The organism is Methylobacterium sp. Leaf465 (genome assembly GCF_001424705.1).
In the GTDB taxonomy this organism is placed as follows: domain Bacteria; phylum Pseudomonadota; class Alphaproteobacteria; order Rhizobiales; family Beijerinckiaceae; genus Methylobacterium.
The window spans coordinates 532,525-551,476 of sequence record NZ_LMRA01000012.1; the positions used below are offsets into that span (position 1 = coordinate 532,525).

The following is an 18,952-nucleotide window of genomic DNA, read 5'->3' on the forward strand; positions in this document are numbered from 1 at the left end:
GGGAGACCGTCACACTCTCCGCCTCAGGAATGGAATGTGACCGAGCCCGCCCGCCCCTTCTCCACATCGCAGCAGATGCAGGTTCTCAGCGCGCTGAACGAACGCTCGCGTGAAATCTTCCGGCAGATCGTCGAGAGCTATCTGACGACCGGCGAACCGGTCGGCTCGCGTAACCTCGCGCGCATCCTGCCCATGGCCCTGTCGCCGGCTTCGATCCGGAACGTCATGGCGGATCTCGAGCATTCCGGGCTGATCTTCGCACCCCACGCCTCGGCCGGCCGTCTGCCCACGGAGCAGGGCCTGCGCTTCTTCGTCGATGCGATGCTGGAGCTCGGCGATGTCGGGCGTGAGGAGCAGGAGCGGATCGAGGCGCAGATGCGCGCGGCCGCCTCGGGCCATACCTTCGATTCCGCGCTGGCCGAGGCCTCGATGCTGCTCTCAGGGATCTCCCGCGGGGCCGGCGTGGTGCTCACCACCAAGACCAATGTCCACCTCAAGCATATCGAGTTCGTCCGCCTCGACCCGACCCGGGCGCTGGTCGTCCTGGTCTCCGACGACGGCTCGGTGGAGAACCGCCTCCTCGACCTGCCGGCGGGCCTGCCGGCGGGGGCTCTCCAGGAGGCCTCGAACTACCTGAACGCCCGGCTCCAGGGCCGGACCCTGGGGACGCTCCGCGCCGAGATCGAGTCGGGCCGGCAAGCGATGAAGCGCGAACTCGACGTGATCACCGAGCGCCTCGTGGATGCCGGCCTCGCCGTCAGCGTCGGCCCCTCGGATGCCCGGCAGCTCATCGTGCGCGGTCAGGCCAATCTCCTGGACGACCTGCGGGCCGCCGAGGATCTCGACCGCATCCGCCTGCTGTTCAACGACCTCGAGACCCAGAAGGACGTGATCGAACTCCTGTCCCGGGCCGAGGGCGGCGAGGGCGTGCGCATCTTCATCGGCTCGGAGAACAAGCTCTTCTCGCTCTCAGGCTCCTCGATGATCGCGGCTCCGTTCCGCGACGGGTCGCAGAAGATCGTCGGCGTGGTGGGGGTCATCGGCCCGACGCGCCTGAACTATGCCCGCATCGTGCCGATGGTCGACTACACCGCACGGGTGGTCTCCGGCCTCCTCGACCGCAAGCGCTGAGCGGAAAACGCGAAGGGGCGGAGCCTGAAGCCCCGCCCCCGACGCGGTTCCGATCGCTCGGGTCAGCCGCGGATCACGTCGACGATCTCGTAGGTGTCGGGATCGACGATGACGATGTCGTCGTCCACCAGCACGTAGCGGTAGTCCTCGTATTCCGGCGCGATCCGGACGATGTCCGGCGGCAGGTCGTAGAGGGTGTAGCTGCGGGCGATGGCCGTTCCGACGGTGAGCGCGAAGGCGCCGGCGGCGAGGCGTGGGATGCCCCGGCGGAACACGCTCTGGCGGAACTCGGTGCGCTGCGGCGCCCCCAGGCGGCCATAGGCGCCGCGGACGGCGCCGCGATCGCCACGGTCGCCGCGACCACCCCGGCCCTCGCGCTCGACGCGGCCGTCGCGACCGCCGCGCTCATCGCGGTCGGCCCGTCCACCGCGCTCCTCGCGGCCGTCGCGATCAGCCTTGCCGCCCCGATCGCCCTTGCCGTCGCGGTCCGCCTTGCCGTCGCGATCTCCCTTGTCGTCCCGGTCGCCCCGGCCGTCTCGTGCCGCGGCGCCACCGTCTTCGCGGCCACCGCGCTCTCCGGCCGCCTGACCCGGACGACCGTCCTGCCGCCCTGCGCCACCCTCGGCGCCACGGCCACCGGCCTCGCCGCGCTGGGCACCACCGGCCGGACCGGCCCCGGTCTCCGCACCGCCGGCGCCGCCGCGCATGCCTGCGCCGCCAGCCGCACCGCCGGCTTCGCCACCCCGCATGCCGGCGCCACCGCCCGCACCGCCACCGGCGCCACCGCGCATTCCGCCGGCACCACCCGCACCCGGACCCGCGCCACCGGCACCGCCTGCCCCGCCACCAGCGCCGCCGCCCGGCCCGCCCTGCGCGAACGCGCTCGCTGCGCCGATCACCAGGGCCGCCGCCGTCACCGTGCTCCGAAAGAGCTTGCTCATGGGATCGTTTCCACTCTCGTTGTTGTCGGACGCCGCTCGACGTCGATGCCGTCCGCAACGAGGATCTTCGAGAAACCGTTCCCGGATTTCTTGCGCTGATCTTGCGGCTGATCGCGCCCAGCCTATTGACTCGGTACAGCCAAGCTCAGGGGCACGTCTTCCACAGCGTGGTTTCATCGTCATCTTGGCCGTGTCCGACAACCCGCTGATCGCCCTTTGGAAATCGCGTTCGAGGCGATAACGTCCCCGTCAAGCAAGCCGCGGAACGGCATTGTTCAGATCACAGGGATGAGACGTATGACAGGTGGGGCCGGGACCATTCCGACCAAGGCGGAGGACGCCGCCGACAACCGACGCCGGATCAAGGCGATCGTCGCCTCCTCGTCGGGCAATCTCGTCGAATGGTTCGATTTCTACTGCTACGCGTTCTTCGCGCTCTACTTCGCACCGGTGTTCTTTCCCGCCGGCGACAGCACCAGTCAGCTCCTGCAATCGGCCGCCGTGTTCGCGGTGGGCTTCTTCATGCGCCCGATCGGCGGCTGGCTGTTCGGCCGCATCGCCGACCGCCTCGGCCGCAAGACCTCGATGCTGATCTCGGTGCTGATGATGTGCGCCGGGTCGCTGATGATCGCGGTGCTGCCGACCTACGCCACGGTCGGGCAGCTCGCGCCGGCCCTGCTGCTGCTCGCCCGGATGATCCAGGGCCTGTCGGTGGGCGGTGAGTACGGCACCAGCGCCACCTACATGAGCGAGATCGCCGTGAAGGGCCGTCGCGGCTTCTTCGCCTCCTTCCAGTACGTCACCCTGATCGGCGGCCAGCTCCTCGCCTCGCTGGTGCTGATCATCCTCCAGAGCTTCCTCACCGCGCAGGAGCTGACGGCCTGGGGCTGGCGCATCCCGTTCGTCATTGGCGCCATCGCGGCGGTTGTCGCGCTCTACCTGCGTTCGTCGCTGGCCGAGACGGCGACCAAGGAAGACATGGCCAAGAAGGATTCCGGCACCTTCGCGGCCCTGTTCAAGCACTGGCGCGCCTTCTGCGTGGTGCTGGCCTACACCGCCGGCGGCTCGTTGAGCTTCTACACCTTCACCACCTACATGCCGAAGTACCTCTTCAACACGGCGCATATCGACAAGGTCACGGCCTCGCAGATCTCCACCGCCGCCCTGTTCGTCTACATGATCATCCAGCCGTTCTTCGGCTGGTTGTCGGACCGGATCGGGCGCAAGGCCAACATGCTGCTCTACAGCGGCCTCGGGACCCTGATGGTGGTGCCGCTGATGACCGCCATCGGGTCCACGCAGAACGCGGTCCTGTCCTTCGCGCTGATCATGGTCGGCCTGATCGTGATCAGTTTCTACACCGGCATCAGCGGCATCGTGAAAGCCGAGCTGTTCCCGACGCAGGTGCGGGCCCTGGGCGTCGGCCTCTCCTACGCCATTGCCAATTCGCTGTTCGGCGGCACCGCCGAGATGGTCGCGCTCTACCTGAAGCAGGTCGGCTCCGAAAGCACGTTCTTCTGGTACGTGACCGTCATGCTCGGCGTCGCCTTCATCGGCTCGCTGATCATGCCGAACCCGAAGCGTCACGGCTACCTCGACGGCGACGGCACCGTCGAGGAAGCGCTGACCCGCAAGTCCCGCCTCTCGGCCGCCTGAGCCGTTTCCTCCTCGGGCGAACGACCGGCACGCGGTGAGCGATCACCGCGTGCTTTTTTGTGCCGCCGGCATCCGACTCGGAAACGGCTTGATGCACCTACGCGCCTGGGCTGCTGTCAACGAATATTTGATGAACTGAACCTGACCAAACTTTAAGATGACATCTCGATTGGCCAAGACCACATTTGCTTCAGAAGAGATCGCCGGCGCAGGGAGATCAGTTCGATCCACGATCCAGGCGCGGCTCTTCTTCGGAGGCAGTGTGATGAATAAGACAAGAACAGTTGCCGCTTTCCTTGCCGCAACCTCGCTCCTCAGCGGTGTGGCACTGGCCAACGATGCGGTGAAGCCCGCGACGGCTCCGCCGATGACGGCCGCGCAGCAGGCGGCGGACAGAGACGTGGGCAAGCTGTCGAAGGACGGCGCCCAGGCCTTCCGCGACCTGCACCTCGCCCGCATCGCCATCTTCGACGCCGATCCGACCCTCGCCAAGACTTTGATCGGCAAGGCGCAGGCGTCGCTCGCCAAGGCCAAGACCGACGAGGCGATCTACACCAAGGCGGAAGCGGACCTGCGGAGCCCCGACAAGCACGCCGCGATGGCGAAGGCTTCCGATGCGAAGGCGGCCGATGCGAAGGCGGCCGATGCGAAGGCGGCCGATGCGAAGGCGGCCGATGCCAAGGCGGCCGACGCCAAGACCGCGGAGGCGAAGGCATCCACGCAGCCCACGGCCTGGCTGCCCGTCGACGGCCAGCTGACGCTCGGCGAGGATTTCGTCGCCACGCCGACCAAGGCGGCCGCCGTGGCGACCGCGAACAAGAGCCTCGAGAAGGGTGACCGCAAGTCGGCCATCGACCAGCTCAAGCTCGCCGGCGTCGACATGAACTTCGTCCTGGCCGTCGTGCCGCTGAACCAGACGACCACCGATGTCGATCAGGCGGCGAGCCTGATCGGACAGGGTAAGTATTACGAGGGCAACGCCCTCCTGAAGAAGGTGGAGGACGGCGTGCGCTTCGACGTGGTGAACGTGCTCGGAACCCCGCAGAAGGCGCCGGCATCCGCGGCGACGACGGGTTCGACCGCCGTCCCCAAGTGATCCTTCACTCGAGTGACCCCTGATGAAGGGCCCCTTCGACGAAGGGACCCTCTGATCAAGTGATCCCCTGATCCGACCCTGCCGGCGCCGCGTCCCGCCCAGGACCCGGCGTCGGCCCTTGCGCGGCCGCGGGCCAGCGCCCGGATCTCCTGCGTGGGAGGCGTTTCGTCATGAGTATCGGGATCAGCCTCGGGCTTCTGCTCTCTGCCGTCGTCACCGGTTTCGGCCTCGTGCTGGCCGCCGGCCTCGCCGGTCATCCGGTCGACGGGCAGGTGCCGAGCGACTGGGGCTGGAGCCTCCTGATGATGGGCGGGGCCAGCCTCTTCGCCTTTGGCTATGCCGGCTGGCGCCGGGCCACGGGGCGTCCGTGACCGCGCGGCGCTTTTCCGCCCGGCCAGCAATTCAGCTCGTCTCCCCCAGCACCGCCCGGCGCTGCCGGTCCAGTTCTTCGCTGTAGCGCTTGAGGGTGTGGCTCTCGGTGAGGAGGCCGATCACCTTGCGGCTCTTCAGGTCCTCCACCACCGCCAGGGCCTCGCTCTCCGTCCGGTCGAAGATCGCCGTGGCGATCTTGGCGTTCATGTCGGCGGTGAGGACGTCGTGGGTGTGGCGCAGGAGCCCGGGGAGACCCGGCGCCTCCGCCTCCGCCTCCAGCAGGGCCGCGTGGGCTTCCGGCACGAGGATGATGCCGGCGTAGCGCCCCTGCCCGTCCACCATCACCACCCGGGAGGGCGAGCCCAGGGGGTGCTTGCGCAGGAAGTTGGCGAGACTCTGGTCGAGGGCGGCCGTCGGCACCTCGCGGCGCATCAGCTTGCCGACCGTGAGGGTCCGAATCCAACCGACATCGTGCGCGCTGCGGATGCTCTCGCCGCGCAGGTGGAAGCGCCAGGTCGCGAAGGAATAGCCGAAGGTCTTCCGCACGGTCAGCGACGAGGCGATCACCGCCACGAGCACCAGGCCGGCGATCGGAAAGCTGCCCGTGAGTTCGAGGGCGAGGAACGTCATGGTCAGCGGTCCGCCGATCACCGCCACGGCGAGCGCACTCATGCCGATCACCGCGTAGGCGAGCGGGGTCAGCCCGAACGCGGCGAAGCCGGGCAGGATCATCGGCATGCCGGCGGCGAAGATCTCGCCCACGATCGCGCCGAGGAAGAGCGAGGCGAAGAAGAGGCCGCCGCGGAAACCCGACCCGATGGAGACCGCCGAGGCCGTCGCCTTGGCGACGAACAGCACGATCAGGGCCGAGAGGCCGAGGGTGGTGCCGTGAGCGTCGAGATGCAAGTGCAGCGCCCCGTGTCCGCCGGAGAGGACCTGCGGCGAGGCGATGAGCGCCAGCCCGCCGACGCACAGGCCGCCGAGGATCGGCACGCAGAGGGTCGGCAGGCGGGTGGCGCGAAAGCCGGCTTCCACCAGGGTCACGCCGCGCATGATGAGGATGCCGAGGCCGGCGCAGATCAGTCCGAGGGCGAGGCTCGGAACCGTGTCGAGGGTGGTCAGGACCGTCGTGGTCACGGCATCGGCCCGTTCCACCGTGACGAGGGAGGTCTGGGCCACCAGGGCGCGGGCGACGACGCTGCCGCAGAGGGCGGCGACCACGACCGGGGTCAGCGTGGCGATGGAATAGGTGCCGATGATGAGCTCGAAGGCGTAGAACGCCCCCGTCAGCGGCGCCCCGAAGGCCGCCGCGATGGCCGCCGCCGCGCCGCAGCCGACGAGGGTCCGCTGATCGGCCCGGCGCAGCTCGAAGGCGAGGCCGAGGCGCGAGGCCAGTCCGGCGCAGAACTGCGTGTAGGCCGCCTCCATTCCCACCGAGATGCCGCTGCCGTTGGAGATGGTGTTCTGGATCACCACGATGGTGGAATCGCGGATCGACATCCGTCCGCCATGCAGCGCGTTCGCCTCGATCGGGTCGACCACCGGGCGACGGGGCCGTCGCTGCCAGCGCAGGGCCAGGGTGAAGAGCGCGAGCAGGACGCCGCCGAAGGCCGGCGCCAGGAGAACCACGAGGGGCGGGAGATCGGTGGCCGCGCTCAGGCGCAAGCCCGGCGGCAGACCGTAGAGCAGCTCCCGCAGGGCCTGCGTCGCGCGGTTCATTCCGGCCACCGCGACGCCGCCGCAGCAGCCGATCAGGGCGGCCAGGACGATCAGGCCGATCTCGCTGCCGCGCACGAGGGCGCGCAGCTGGCCGGGCGCTTGCACGAGCACCCGCTGGGCGAGCGGCGGTCGGGAGGGGATGGCGTGCGGTGGCATCGACCGGTGAACGGGAGCGTGCGCCGGGAGGAACGCGCGCAGGGAGATGGACCCGCGCCCTGCTTAGCCCGTCGGCGGCCCCGGCGTCGACCGCTCGGCGCCGTCGCCCGCACGACGCCTCGGGCTCGACGGGAGAATGGTCCACACTTTTGCCGATGATCGGCCGAAGGCGGCTTGAAATGCGGCGCGGGTCGGGATAGATCGCCCGCAGTGCCGCTGTAGCTCAGTTGGTTAGAGCGCTTGATTGTGGATCAAGAGGTCCCCCGTTCGAGCCGGGGCAGTGGTACCATTCCTTCTCGATGAGGTTTGTTTGGCGGTCGTGCTCCGGCATGGCCGCGTTCGGCGTTTCGCGTCCCGCCCCATCCGGCTGCGATGTGCGAAAACGCTCTGGACACCGTGCCAATCTTGCCACGGGATTGCCCCAAACTGGGCCGTGTTGTCGCCACATCTGTCAAGCTAATCTCAATCCGTCGCTTGGGAACGGGGTTGGGTCGCGCAGATGCAGGGTCGAAACGTCGGATCGTCACGGACCGTCTTCGCCAAGGGCCCCATCGCCAAGGGGGCGCCCGTCAAAGGCTCGCTCGCACCGCGCTCCGGCCTCGGCGCCGCTCCGTCGTCATCGGATGCCCTCACCCTCGGCGGCCGCATCGGCCGCGATCACGGCAGCCGCCCCGCCCTGACCCGCTCCGTGCTCTCCATGGTGCTGTTGGCGGGTGGCCTCGGCGGAGTCCTGGTCTACGGCGTCGGGCCGGACACCGGCGTGGTGCAGTCGGCTCAGGCGATGACCGAGATCACCATGCCGCGTCCGCGCATCCAGCCGGTCCCGGTCATCCTGCAGACCTCCGCCCAGGCGAGCGCGCCCCGCGCGGTGATCACCGCCGCTTCCGCCTTTGCCCCGGTCCATGACCTCGACACCGAGCTCGGCTCCAATGCGGTGGACCGCGTCTCCTACGACTACCTCCTGACCGAGAGCTCGGTCGGCGACCCGAACGAGGTCCTCGAATTCGGGCCGATGAAGATCCGGCGCCACCTCGTGCAGAAGATCGTCCGCGCCGCGCAGGCGGTGGAAACCGACCCCGTCCTGCTGATGGCTGTGGCCGACAAGGAATCAAGCTTCAAGACCGAGGTCCAGGCCCAGACGTCCTCCGCGACCGGCCTGTTCCAGTTCATCGAGCGGACCTGGCTCGGCGTGGTGCGCGACTTCGGGCCGAAATACGGCCTCGCCACGGATGCCGCCCTCGTGGTCGCGGGCGACAACGGACGCCCCACCGTCCTCGATCCGGCCGACCGGACCCGCATTCTCGAGATGCGCCGCGACCCCTACCTGTCCGCGCTGATGGCCGGCGAGATGCTGAAGCGCGACGCCGCCCGCATCGCGCTCCGCATCGGCCGCGAACTCACCCTGGGCGAGGTCTACCTCGCCCACTTCCTCGGCCCGGACGACGCCGAGGACTTCCTCGCCACCGTGGTCGACACGCCGAAGGCCGCCGCCGCGCAGATGCTGCCCGGCCCGGCCCGGGCCAACAAGACGATCTTCTTCGCCGCCCAGCGCGGGCGCCGGAAGGCCGTCAGCCTGTCGGTGGCGCAGGTGCACGAGAAGTTCGAGGCGATGATGAGCACCCGCGGCGAACGCTACCGCGACGTGCGCTCCATGGCCGGCATCCTGGCCTATGCCGACGCGACGGCGGACTGACGAAACGCACAAGGCGGACAGCGTCCGGGATGATTTCCCGCAACTGACCGTGATCTCCCGGCTTTAATGTCGGCGAGCCCTTCCGGCTCGCCTCGAGACACACACCGCGGAGGCCCTGCTTGCCGGACCCGAAAGGTACGAACGCGGACGACCCGTCCGCCGTCAGCCGGACATCGCTCGCGGACACGCTGAGCCCCGGGATGTCGCTCGACCGGATCGGCCAGGCCCTCGCCGCCTTCTACGACGACCTGATCGCCGAGGGCGTGCCGGAACACCTCGCGATCCTCGTGCGCAAGGTCGAACCGGAACCGGTGGCAAAGCCCAATCCGGCCAAGCCCCGCCCATCCAAGCTCGCCCTCGTGGTCGAGGACGACGCCGCCACGCGGGCGCTGGCCGAGGCGCTCCTGAGCGACACCGACCTGACCGCCATCGGCTGCGACAGCGCGGAGGCCGCGCTCACCATCATGCGCGAGCGCGGCGGCGACGTCGCCCTGGTCTTCGCCGATGTCAGCCTGGCCGGCGCGATGGACGGGGTCCAGCTCGCCTCCGCGGTCGCCCTGCTGTGGCCGGCGGCCCGCATGGTGGTCACCTCGGGCCGGCGGGCCGAACGACCCGGAACCCTTCCGGAGCAGGCGGTGTTCATTCCGAAGCCGTGGCGCCCGTTCGATCTCCTGAGCGAGGCGGAGATCGCCACCACCGTGCCCCAGCCCATCGTGCCCTGACCCGGTCGGTTCGCCCCGCCGAGAGGCGTTTCCGTCGCTCCCGCGACGGGTCGCTCCGGCGCACGACTTGCATCGCCGAACCCAGCGTCCGCGCCGACCAGACCACGCCGATCCGGCGCGGTGGAGCCCCTCGCCTTGCCCATCCTGTCCGTCCGCCACCGCACCACCTACCGTTACCGGCAGCCGGTGGCCTTCGGTGAACACCGCATCCTGTTCCGGCCTCGCGACAGCTACGACCAGCGCCTGATCTCGGCGACCCTGAAGATCACGCCGGAGCCGAGCGGCCTGCGCTGGCTCCACGACGTCTTCGGCAACTGCGTGGCCGTGGCCACCTTCACGGGGCGGGCCGCGCAGCTCACCTTCGAATGCGCGATCACCCTCGACCACACGCCGGAATCGGCGCCGGTCTTCCCCATCGCCGCCCATGCGGCGTTCTACCCGTTCGGCTACGGAGCCGACGACATCCCGGATCTCAGCCGCTCGATGGAGCGGCAATACGCCGATCCGCGCAACGAGGTCGACGCCTGGGCCCGCAGCTTCGTGCCCCCCGCCGGACGGATCGGGACCCAGGACCTTCTGGCCGAGATGACCCGCAGCGTCCGGCGCAACTTCGCGTATCTGGCCCGCTCCGAGAAGGGCGTGCAGGATCCGGTGACGACGCTGCGCCTGAAGCGCGGAAGCTGCCGCGATTTCGCGGTGTTGATGATCGAGGCCGTGCGGGCCCTCGGCATGGCGGCCCGCTTCGTCTCGGGCTACCTCTACAACCCACGCGGGGATCGCGACCGGCACGTGGGCGGTGGCTCGACTCATGCTTGGGTGCAGGTCTACCTGCCCGGCGCGGGCTGGATCGAGTTCGATCCGACGAACGGCATCGTCGGAAACCGGGATCTGATCCGGGTCGCGGTGGCGCGAGACCCGCGCCAGGCAGTCCCGCTGCACGGGTCGTTCTTCGGGTTTCCGGCGGACGATCTGGGCATGACGGTGAGCGTCGATGTCCAGGAAGTCGAGCCGGGGGCCGGGGGGCCTCGGGCGACGGATCCGGATCTGGCGCGTTGACGCACCGGCGCGGTAACCGCCGCCCGGTCGCAAGTGAAGAGCGTGTGTTTCTCGACAGGATCAGGTGGTGGATATGAAGATCAGGACTGGGTTCGACATCGCCTTCGAATCGGTTCAGCCAACGCCGATGATCCTCGCGTTGAGCGTGCACCCCTCACGGATGCCGGACGTCCTGACCCCCCACGTCATCCAGTTCGATCCGCCGATCCCGTCCCAGGACTATCGCGACGTCTTCGACAACATCTGCACTCGCATCGTCACGCCCCCCGGCCGCCTGACGATCTCGGCCGATTTCGTGGTCCAGGATTCCGGCCTGCCCGACGCCTATGCGCCCAACGCCCAGCAGATCGAGGTGCAGAACCTGCCCAACGACGTGCTCGTCTATCTCCTGGGCAGCCGCTACTGCGACACCGACAAGCTGTCCGAGACGGCCTGGTCGCTGTTCGGCGGCACGCCCCTCGGCTGGGGCCGGGTACAGGCGATCTGCGACTACGTGCACGATCGCATCCGCTTCGACTACATGTGCGCCGATGCCACCCGGACGGCCTGGGACGGCTTCATGCAGCGCCAGGGCGTCTGCCGCGATTTCGCGCATCTCGCCGTCGCGTTCTGCCGCTGCATGAACATTCCGGCGCGTTACTGCACCGGCTACCTCGGCGATATCGGCATCCCGCCGGTGCCCGACCCGATGGATTTCTCGGCCTGGTTCGAAGTCTATCTCGACGGGACCTGGTACACCTTCGACGCGCGCCACAACACGCCGCGCATCGGCCGCATCGTCATGGCCCGCGGGCGCGACGCGACCGACGTGGCGATCACCACGAACTTCGGTTACGCGCACCTCGCCCGCTTCGACGTCCACACGGACGAGGTCTTCTGATCCGGCGGCGGGTCGGGACGGGTCTCCGCCGTACCGCTCCCCGGGGGGGACGGGACTTACCTATCGAGATCCTGCGCCATCTTGAGGTGATGCGCGAGGGCCGGCTCGGTCTTGGCCGCCCAGGCCTTCAGGTCCGGGTTGTCGCCGCCCTTCGCGTAGCGCTGGAACAGGTCGACGGCATCCTTGTGCGCCTTCACCTGATCGCTGTGATACTGCTTCGTGAAGGCCTCACCCTGCAGGCCCTTCAGGGTGTCGAGCTTGCCCTGATGCGTGCTGTCGAGGGCCGTCGGGAGGGTGGCCTGGACCTTCCCACCCTGGAGCATGGCCTTCAGCTCGCCCGTGGTCTTCTCGTGATCGGCGATCATCTTCTGGGCGTAGGCCTTGGTCGGTGCGTCGCTGCGCTCGGCCACGAGCCGGCTGGTCTGGATCTCGAAGAGGTCGCTGACCCCGGCCTGGGTCACGAAATCGGCGGTGGAGGGGCTCACCCCGATCAGCGCATTCACCCCCGTCTTCTCGCTCACCGATTGCGCCGCGGCCGGTCCCGCGAGCAGCACCGCCACGGCGATCATGGCCCTGCGTGTCATCACACCCTCCTCCAGCGATCTCATGCCCGTGAACCTCGGCATCGGCCCCGTGTTCCGGTTGAGCGGGAGATCAGCCGTCCCCTTTCGGGCGCCCGAACACGCTCCGCTTCACCACGAAGTCAGGTCGCAGGGACGAAAAAGGCCGCGTCGCGCGTTGCCCTTCTGCAAGCAGGAGAGACCGAGATGGATGCACGCCTCATCGCGATGAACAACGAGGCCAACCGAATCGCCTCTGAGCGCCTGCTGGAGCAGCTCCGGGACGAAGGCCTGCGCTACCGCCTGTGGGTCACCGGGACGCCGCAGGGCGACACCCTGCACCTGCGCGTGGACCACCTCTGCCCCGAAATGCGCCAGCGCCTCGACAAGGTGCTGCGCGGACGCGGCCTGACCCTGGAGATCGCCGAGGCCTGAGCCGGCGGCTCACGCCGGGTCGGTGCCGGTCCCGGCCGCCCAGGGCGCGGCCGAGAGGGCGTGGGCCAGATAGGCGATCAGGGCGCTGACCCGGGCCGGGCGCGGATCGCCCGGCGGGGTGACGAGGTGGAGGTCGATCCGCGGCGGCGTCCATCCCGGCAGGGCCCGGACCAGGCGCCCGTCGCGCAGGTCCTCCCACACCATGAAGTCCGGCTGGACCGCGAGGCCCAGGCCGGCACGCAGGGCGGGCGCGAGGGCATCGGCATTGTTCGCCCGCAGGGGGCCATCCGGCACCACCGTGGCCTCCGCGCCGCCGGTCCCCAGGAAGCGCCAGCGATCCGGGCTCGGCAGGTAGGCGTAGCCGAGGCAGGCATGGCCCGCGAGATCGTGCGGATGGGCCGGCCATCCGTGCCGGGCGAGGTATGCCGGCGTGGCGACGAGCGAGCGGTGAATCGCGCAGAGCCGCCGGGCCCGGAGCGAGGAATCCGTCAGGGCGGCGATGCGCAGGCCGCAGTCGAAGCCGCCGCCGACGAGGTCGATCAGATCGTCGCCCAGATGCAGGTCGATGCTCAGGCCCGGATGTGCCGCAAGGAAATCCGGCAGGAGCGGCGCCACGTGCAGCACCCCGAACGACATCGGCGCGGCGAGCCGGACCTTCCCGCGCGGCTGCGCCGCCGCGTCCTGCGCCCGGGCCTCGGCCGCCTCGCCCTCGGCGAGGATGCGCGCGGCGGCCTCCCGGGCCGAGGCGCCGGCCTCCGTGAGAGCGAGCTTGCGCGAGGTGCGGTGGAACAGGCGCGCCCCGATCCGCACTTCCAGACGGGTCACCGCCTTGGAAACCGTACCCGTGGTGATGCCCAGCTCAGCGGCCGTACGGCCGAAGGATCCGGTCTCGACCACCTTGGCGAAGATGGCCCAGGCTTCGAAATCGGGAAGCTTCATCGATGGTCTTTCAGAAAGGATGCGTTTCCATCGTTTCCATTTTCGAACGCGGTGGCAAGGCGCATCTTCCGGTCATCACAGCACGGCCGGTCCCGGCGCGGTGCGGCCCCCAGGAGATCGTCCCATGTCCCAGAACGGCATCCACCACGTCACCGCGTTTTCCGGCGCCGCGCCCCGCAACGTCGACTTCTACACCCGGGTGCTCGGCCTCCGACTGGTCAAGAAGACCGTCAACTTCGACGATCCGGGCACCTACCACCTCTATTACGGCGATGAGACCGGCCGCCCCGGCACGATCCTGACCTTCTTCCCGATCGCGCATGCGGCCCCCGGCCGGGTCGGGATCGGCGAGACCCAGGAGACCGCCTTCCGGGTCGCGCGCGCCTCGATCGGCTGGTGGACCCACCGCTTCATCGAGAAGGGCGTCACCCACGAGGCCCTGGCCTCGGTGCTGGGCGAGCCGACCCTGCGCTTCCGCGATCCCGACGGCCTGATGCTGGCCCTGGTCGGCACCGAGGCGGCGGAGACCGACGCGCCCTGGACGGGCGCCGAGGTTCCGGCGGAGCACGCCATCCGCGGGTTCCACGGCGTCACCCTGCTTCTCAAGGAGGCGGAGGGCACGGCGGCGATCCTGACCGAGGTGTTCGGCTTCCACGAGGCCGGACGCGAGGGGGCGGCGACCCGCTACGCCAGCGGCGCCCCGGAGGGCGGCTTCGTCACCCTGCGGGCGGTGGGCGAGTTCCTCCGCGGCCGCCAGGGCGCGGGCTCCGTGCACCACATCGCCTTCCGGGCGGCGGACGACGCGGAGCAGGCGCGGATGGTGGAGACGCTGACCCGCACCTACGGGCTCGGGGTCACCGAGCAGCGCGACCGGCAGTACTTCCGCTCGGTCTACTTCCGCGAGCCGGGCGGGGTGCTGTTCGAGATCGCCACCGACGTCCCAGGCTTCGCCGTCGACGAGCCGGTGGAGACCCTGGGCCGCGACCTCAAGCTGCCGGCCTTCCTCGAACCCCACCGGGCCCAGATCGAGGGGCACCTGCCCGAAGTGGCCTGAACGAAACCGGCCGAAGACAAGCGCTCGCTCCGTCCGGAGCGGGCGCGCTCCAACCGATCGTCGCGAGATTGCCATGACCGAACCATCCTGGGGCGGAGCCCAGCGCTTCACCCATCGCTTCGAGCCCGCCACCGAGGCCGGGCTGCCGCCGCTCCTCCTCCTGCACGGGACGGGCGGCGACGAGACCGACCTCCTTCCCCTCGGGCGGACCCTGCTGCCCGGCGCCGCCCTGCTCTCCCCCCGCGGCGCGGTGCTGGAGAACGGCATGCCGCGCTTCTTCCGCCGACTCGCGGAGGGCGTGTTCGACGAGGCCGATCTCCGCCGGCGCGCCGCCGACCTCGCCGGCTTCGTCGCCGCGGCGCGGACGGCCTACGGCCTCGCCGCGCCGGTGGCGGTCGGGTTCTCGAACGGGGCGAACATCGCCGCGGCCCTGCTGCTCCTGCACCCGGAGGTGCTGGCCGGCGCGGTGCTCCTGCGCCCGATGGTGCCCCTGCGGGAGACGCTACCGGTGGATCTCGCCAGCCGACCGGTGCTGATGCTCTCGGGCGCCGCCGACCCGATCGTGCCCGCGGCCAATGTGGGGTCGCTCGCCGAACGCCTGCGGGCTGCCGGCGCCACCGTCACGCACGAGACCCTGCCCGTCGGGCACGGCCTTTCGCAGGCCGACGTCGTGCGAGCGGGCCCCTGGCTGCAGCGCCTCGCCGCGGCCTGACCTCAGGCCGATGCCCGCCCTGCGCCGCGGCGGGCATCGAGGAGGGTGTAGCCGACCGCGCCCAGGACCATCAGGGCGAGGACGTACCAGGTGATCGCGTAGACGAGGTGGTTGTCCGGAAACCGCACGATCGTCAGCCCGCCCACCGGCCAGCCGCCGGGATTCGGGGTGGCGTCGGCATCGATGAAGTACGGGGCGGCGTCGGCGAGCCCCCGCGCCGCCGCGATGGCGGCGACGTCGCGCGAGTACCAGCGCCCGGCCTCGGGGGCATTGCTGCGGAGGAAGGCCCCGCCCGGTTCACTCAGGCGCAGGAGCCCGGTGACGGTGGTCTCGCCAGCGATCTGTCCGGCCGCCCGCGCGGCCGGGTCTTGGCGGTCCGCGGGGACGAAGCCGCGATTGACCAGGATCGCGGTACCGTCGCTGCGCTCCAAGGGAGTCAGCACCCAGAAACCGGCGCCGAGATCGGTGACGGCCTGAACGAGAGTCTCGCGGTCGTTGCGAAAGTGCCCACTCGTCCGCACCCGGCGATAGGCGTCGGCATCCGCCTTCAGCCCGTCCCAGGTTCCGGGGCCCGGCGCCGCGACCGGATCGGCATGGACCCGGGCCTCGACCCGGGCGATCAGATCGTGCTTCCAGGTCCGGCGCTGGACCTGCCAGGTCCCCAGAGCCGCGAGGGCCGCCACGAGGATCAGCCCCGTGACGGCGAGGGCCGCGAGCGCGAAGATGGAGCGCCGCGCCCCCGGTCGTGGGCTGGCCATCAGCCCATGTGCATGTGCTGCGGCATCATGTTCGTGTTGAGGTGGTACATCACCCACAAGGAGCCCGCGAGCGTGATGATCACCAGCGTCAGGGTGAAGATCAGAGCCAGGATGGTCCAGCCGCCCTCGGACTTCGTGTTCATGTGGAGGAAGTAGATCATGTGCACCACGATCTGCGCCACCGCGAAGCCCATGATGACGATGCCGGTGATGCGGTCGTTGCCGAGTACGTTGCCCATCACCAGGATGAACGGGATCGCCGTCAGGATGACCGACAGCACGAAGCCGGTCATGTAGTCCTTGAAGGTCCCGTGGCTGCCGCCGTCGGCATGCCCGTGTCCGTGCCCGTGATCGTCGTGTCCTGCCTTCGACGCGGCGCTCATTGCAGGACTCCCATCAGGTACACGAAGGTGAAGACGCCGATCCAGATCACGTCGAGGAAGTGCCAGAACATGCTGAGGCAGAGCAGCCGACGCTTGTTCTCGGGCACCAGCCCGCGCTTGTGCACCTGCGCCATCAGCGTCACCAGCCAGACGATGCCGAGGCTGACGTGCAGGCCGTGGGTGCCGACCAGGGTGAAGAAGGCCGACAGGAAGGCGCTGCGCTGGGGCGTCGCGCCCTCGTGGATCAGGTGGTGGAACTCGTAGAGCTCCAGCCCCACGAAGGCGAGGCCGAACAGGCCGGTGATCGCCAGCCAGATCTGCACGCGGCTGAGGTCGCCCTTCTCCATCTCCAGCATGGCGAAGCCGTAGGTGATGGAGGAGAACAGCAGCATCGAGGTGTTCAACGCCACCAGCGGCAGGTCGAACAGATCCTTCGGCGAGGGCCCCGCGGCGTAGTTCCGGCCCACCACCGCATAGGTGGCGAACAGCGCCGCGAAGATGAGGCAGTCGCTCATCAGGTAGAGCCAGAAGCCGAGCATCGTGCTCCCTTCCGGGTGATGCTCGCCCTTGGCGTCGTAGAAGGCCGTCGGATCGACCTGGGGAATCGTCACCGACGGGCTTCGGCCGGGCTCGAAGTTCATGGCAGCGGAAGACTGGGTTGCCATGATCTCAGACACGCTCCGCCAGCAGGGACGTCCGCTGGCCTTCCGTCCGGACGACCTCGTCGGCCGGGATGTAGAAGTCGCGGTTGTAGTTGAAGGTGTGGCCGATCGCGACGACCGCGATCGCGGCGAAGCTGAAGGCCGCAAGCCACCAGATGTACCAGATCATCGCGAAGGAGAAGACGATGCTCAGCACGCCGAGGATGATGCCGGCCGCGGTGTTCTTCGGCATGTGGATGGCCTTGAACCCCTGAAGCGGCCGGGCGTAACCGCGCTTCTTCATGTCCCACCACGCGTCGTGATCGTGGATCACGGGCGTGAAGGCGAAGTTGTAGTCCGGCGGCGGCGAGGAGGTCGCCCATTCCAGGGTCCGGCCGCCCCACGGGTCGCCGGTCGTGTCGCGCAGCTGCTCGCGGCGCAGGACGCTGACGACCAGGGTGATCGCGAAGGAGGCGATGCCGCAGAGGATCAGCACGGCGCCGAAGGCCGCAATGATGAACCAGATCTGCAGGGACGGGTCGTCGAAGTGCTGGACGCGGCGGGTGACGCCCATCAGACCGAGGACATAGAGCGGCATGAAGGCGACCCAGAACCCGGTCAGCCAGAACCAGAACGACACCTTGCCCCAGAAGTCGTCGAGCTTGAAGCCGAAGGCCTTCGGGAACCAGTAGGTGATGCCGGCCAGCATGCCGAACAGCACGCCGCCGATGATGACGTTGTGGAAGTGGGCGATCAGGAACAGCGAGTTGTGCAGCACGAAGTCGGCCGGGGGCACCGCGAGCAGGACGCCGGTCATGCCGCCGATGACGAAGGTCACCATGAAGCCGACGGTCCAGAGCATCGGGACCTCGAACCGGATGCGGCCCTTGTACATGGTGAAGAGCCAGTTGAAGATCTTCGCACCCGTCGGGATCGAGATGATCATCGTCGTGATGCCGAAGAACGAGTTCACGCTGGCGCCCGAGCCCATCGTGAAGAAGTGGTGCAACCACACGAGGTAGGACAGGATCGTGATGACGACGGTGGCGTAGACCATCGAGGCGTAGCCGAAGAGGCGCTTGCTCGAGAAGGTCGAGACGATCTCCGAGAACACGCCGAAGGCCGGCAGGATGAGGATGTACACCTCCGGGTGACCCCAGATCCAAACCAGGTTCACGTACATCATCGGGTTGCCGCCGAGGTCATTCGAGAAGAAGTGCGTGCCGACGTAGCGGTCGAGCGACAGCAGCGCGAGAACGGCCGTGAGGATGGGAAAGGCGGCGACGATGAGGATGTTGGTGCAGAGCGCGGTCCAGGTGAAGACCGGCATCTTCATCATGGTCATGCCGGGGGCCCGCATCTTCACGATGGTGGCGATGAGGTTGATGCCCGACAGCAGGGTCCCGATGCCGGCGATCTGGAGCGCCCAGATGTAGTAGTCGACGCCGACCCCCGGGCTCATGGCGGGCCCCGAGAGAGGCGGATAGGCCAGCCAGCCGGTGCGGGCGAACTCGCCGACGAACAGCGAGGCCATCACGGTCACGGCGCCGCTCACCGTCATCCAGAAGCTGAAGTTGTTGAGGAACGGGAAGGCCACGTCGCGGGCGCCGATCTGCAGCGGCACGACGAAGTTCATCAGGCCCGTGACCAGCGGCATCGCCACGAAGAAGATCATGATCACGCCATGGGCGGTGAAGATCTGGTCGTAGTGGTGCGGCGGCAGGTAGCCCTCGTTCGGCCCGAAGGCCATCGCCTGCTGGGCGCGCATCATCAGCGCGTCGGCGAAGCCGCGCAGGAGCATGACCAGCGCGAGCACGATGTACATGATGCCGATCTTCTTGTGATCGACGGAGGTGAACCAGTCGCGCCAGAGGGGTCCCCAGAGGCGGAAATAGGTAAGCGCACCGAGCACCGCGACGCCGCCGAGGCCGACCATCGCGAAGGTGATGAGGAGGATCGGCTCATGAAGCGGCACGGCGTCGAGCGTCAACCGCCCGAACAGGAGCTTCTGGAGATCCGGATTGGAGAACATGGGACCTACTCGTGAG

Annotated in this window: 19 protein-coding genes and 1 tRNA gene; 12 read left to right on the forward strand and 8 right to left on the reverse strand. The window is 68.9% G+C overall.

The features are described from left to right. Positions 1 to 75 precede the first annotated feature (75 nt). The gene (hrcA, locus tag ASG51_RS10915; RefSeq protein WP_200917560.1) at positions 76 to 1,131 is read left to right on the forward strand and encodes a heat-inducible transcriptional repressor HrcA; all 1,056 of its coding nucleotides are present in this window, start codon (positions 76 to 78) and stop codon (positions 1,129 to 1,131) included. A gap of 62 nt (positions 1,132 to 1,193) precedes the next feature. On the opposite strand, the gene ASG51_RS10920 is transcribed toward hrcA, so the two are convergent. Next, on the reverse strand, positions 1,194 to 2,072 hold the full coding sequence (locus ASG51_RS10920) for a DUF1236 domain-containing protein (protein ID WP_056380744.1): 879 nt from the start codon (positions 2,070 to 2,072) through the stop codon (positions 1,194 to 1,196). Positions 2,073 to 2,360: 288 nt separating this feature from the next. Between ASG51_RS10920 and ASG51_RS10925 the strand changes: the two genes are divergently transcribed. From ASG51_RS10925 to ASG51_RS10935, 3 genes are all read left to right on the forward strand, one after another. Continuing rightward, positions 2,361 to 3,728 (forward strand): MFS family transporter, encoded by a 1,368-nt coding sequence (locus ASG51_RS10925; RefSeq protein WP_277996208.1) that lies wholly within the window; start codon positions 2,361 to 2,363, stop codon positions 3,726 to 3,728. A 265-nt stretch (positions 3,729 to 3,993) separates the two neighbouring features. After that, complete coding sequence (locus ASG51_RS10930) at positions 3,994 to 4,824, forward strand: YfdX family protein (RefSeq protein WP_056380745.1); 831 nt, start codon at positions 3,994 to 3,996, stop codon at positions 4,822 to 4,824. 170 nt (positions 4,825 to 4,994) lie between these two features. Next, positions 4,995 to 5,195: a hypothetical protein gene (locus tag ASG51_RS10935; protein WP_056380748.1), complete on the forward strand. Its 201-nt coding sequence runs from the start codon at positions 4,995 to 4,997 to the stop codon at positions 5,193 to 5,195. Positions 5,196 to 5,226: 31 nt separating this feature from the next. Here the strand turns inward: ASG51_RS10935 and ASG51_RS10940 are convergent, their stop codons facing one another. Further along, complete coding sequence (locus tag ASG51_RS10940) at positions 5,227 to 7,071, reverse strand: chloride channel protein (protein ID WP_056380749.1); 1,845 nt, start codon at positions 7,069 to 7,071, stop codon at positions 5,227 to 5,229. A gap of 212 nt (positions 7,072 to 7,283) precedes the next feature. Between ASG51_RS10940 and ASG51_RS10945 the strand changes: the two genes are divergently transcribed. The 5 genes from ASG51_RS10945 (at position 7,284) to ASG51_RS10965 (ending at position 11,422) form a co-directional block, all read left to right on the forward strand. Next, positions 7,284 to 7,360, forward strand: a tRNA-His gene (locus ASG51_RS10945). Between the two features lie 210 nt (positions 7,361 to 7,570). Then, positions 7,571 to 8,764 (forward strand): transglycosylase SLT domain-containing protein, encoded by a 1,194-nt coding sequence (locus ASG51_RS10950; RefSeq protein WP_056274806.1) that lies wholly within the window; start codon positions 7,571 to 7,573, stop codon positions 8,762 to 8,764. A gap of 200 nt (positions 8,765 to 8,964) precedes the next feature. Then, positions 8,965 to 9,486 carry a response regulator gene (locus tag ASG51_RS10955; protein WP_056274808.1) on the forward strand — a complete coding sequence of 174 codons (522 nt, stop codon included), beginning with the start codon at positions 8,965 to 8,967 and terminating at the stop codon, positions 9,484 to 9,486. 135 nt (positions 9,487 to 9,621) lie between these two features. After that, positions 9,622 to 10,542 carry a transglutaminase family protein gene (locus ASG51_RS10960; RefSeq protein ID WP_056223026.1) on the forward strand — a complete coding sequence of 307 codons (921 nt, stop codon included), beginning with the start codon at positions 9,622 to 9,624 and terminating at the stop codon, positions 10,540 to 10,542. Between the two features lie 73 nt (positions 10,543 to 10,615). Further along, entirely contained in the window at positions 10,616 to 11,422 is an 807-nt protein-coding gene (locus tag ASG51_RS10965; protein WP_056222782.1) for a transglutaminase family protein, read from the forward strand. Between the two features lie 56 nt (positions 11,423 to 11,478). On the opposite strand, the gene ASG51_RS10970 is transcribed toward ASG51_RS10965, so the two are convergent. Then, positions 11,479 to 12,006: a DUF4142 domain-containing protein gene (locus tag ASG51_RS10970; protein WP_056380751.1), complete on the reverse strand. Its 528-nt coding sequence runs from the start codon at positions 12,004 to 12,006 to the stop codon at positions 11,479 to 11,481. A gap of 183 nt (positions 12,007 to 12,189) precedes the next feature. Here ASG51_RS10970 and ASG51_RS10975 point away from each other — a divergent pair, with 183 nt between their 5' ends. Next, positions 12,190 to 12,417, forward strand: coding sequence for a hypothetical protein (locus ASG51_RS10975; RefSeq protein ID WP_056274809.1), 228 nt, complete (start codon positions 12,190 to 12,192; stop codon positions 12,415 to 12,417). Between the two features lie 9 nt (positions 12,418 to 12,426). Here the strand turns inward: ASG51_RS10975 and ASG51_RS10980 are convergent, their stop codons facing one another. Then, positions 12,427 to 13,356 carry a LysR family transcriptional regulator gene (locus ASG51_RS10980; RefSeq protein WP_056380753.1) on the reverse strand — a complete coding sequence of 310 codons (930 nt, stop codon included), beginning with the start codon at positions 13,354 to 13,356 and terminating at the stop codon, positions 12,427 to 12,429. Positions 13,357 to 13,480: 124 nt separating this feature from the next. On the opposite strand from ASG51_RS10980, the gene ASG51_RS10985 reads away from it, so the two are divergent. Together ASG51_RS10985 and ASG51_RS10990 are read left to right on the forward strand one after the other, a co-directional pair. Then, the gene (locus ASG51_RS10985) at positions 13,481 to 14,410 is read left to right on the forward strand and encodes a ring-cleaving dioxygenase (protein WP_056380755.1); all 930 of its coding nucleotides are present in this window, start codon (positions 13,481 to 13,483) and stop codon (positions 14,408 to 14,410) included. Positions 14,411 to 14,483: 73 nt separating this feature from the next. Continuing rightward, on the forward strand, positions 14,484 to 15,122 hold the full coding sequence (locus tag ASG51_RS10990) for an alpha/beta hydrolase (RefSeq protein ID WP_056380757.1): 639 nt from the start codon (positions 14,484 to 14,486) through the stop codon (positions 15,120 to 15,122). A 2-nt stretch (positions 15,123 to 15,124) separates the two neighbouring features. Here ASG51_RS10990 and ASG51_RS10995 read toward each other — a convergent pair whose 3' ends face one another. From ASG51_RS10995 to cyoB, 4 genes are read right to left on the reverse strand one after another with little or no spacing between them, the layout of a single operon-like run. After that, positions 15,125 to 15,880 carry an SURF1 family protein gene (locus tag ASG51_RS10995; RefSeq protein ID WP_056222799.1) on the reverse strand — a complete coding sequence of 252 codons (756 nt, stop codon included), beginning with the start codon at positions 15,878 to 15,880 and terminating at the stop codon, positions 15,125 to 15,127. Continuing rightward, positions 15,880 to 16,263, reverse strand: coding sequence for a cytochrome o ubiquinol oxidase subunit IV (cyoD, locus tag ASG51_RS11000; RefSeq protein ID WP_056222804.1), 384 nt, complete (start codon positions 16,261 to 16,263; stop codon positions 15,880 to 15,882). The genes ASG51_RS10995 and cyoD overlap by 1 nt, the downstream gene beginning before the upstream one ends. Next, a complete protein-coding gene (gene cyoC, locus ASG51_RS11005) occupies positions 16,260 to 16,904 on the reverse strand; it encodes a cytochrome o ubiquinol oxidase subunit III (RefSeq protein WP_156389669.1) in 645 nt (214 codons plus the stop codon). The genes cyoD and cyoC overlap by 4 nt, the downstream gene beginning before the upstream one ends. Positions 16,905 to 16,932: 28 nt before the next feature. Then, positions 16,933 to 18,936 carry a cytochrome o ubiquinol oxidase subunit I gene (gene cyoB / locus ASG51_RS11010; RefSeq protein ID WP_056222817.1) on the reverse strand — a complete coding sequence of 668 codons (2,004 nt, stop codon included), beginning with the start codon at positions 18,934 to 18,936 and terminating at the stop codon, positions 16,933 to 16,935. Between the last annotated feature and the right edge of the window lie 16 nt (positions 18,937 to 18,952).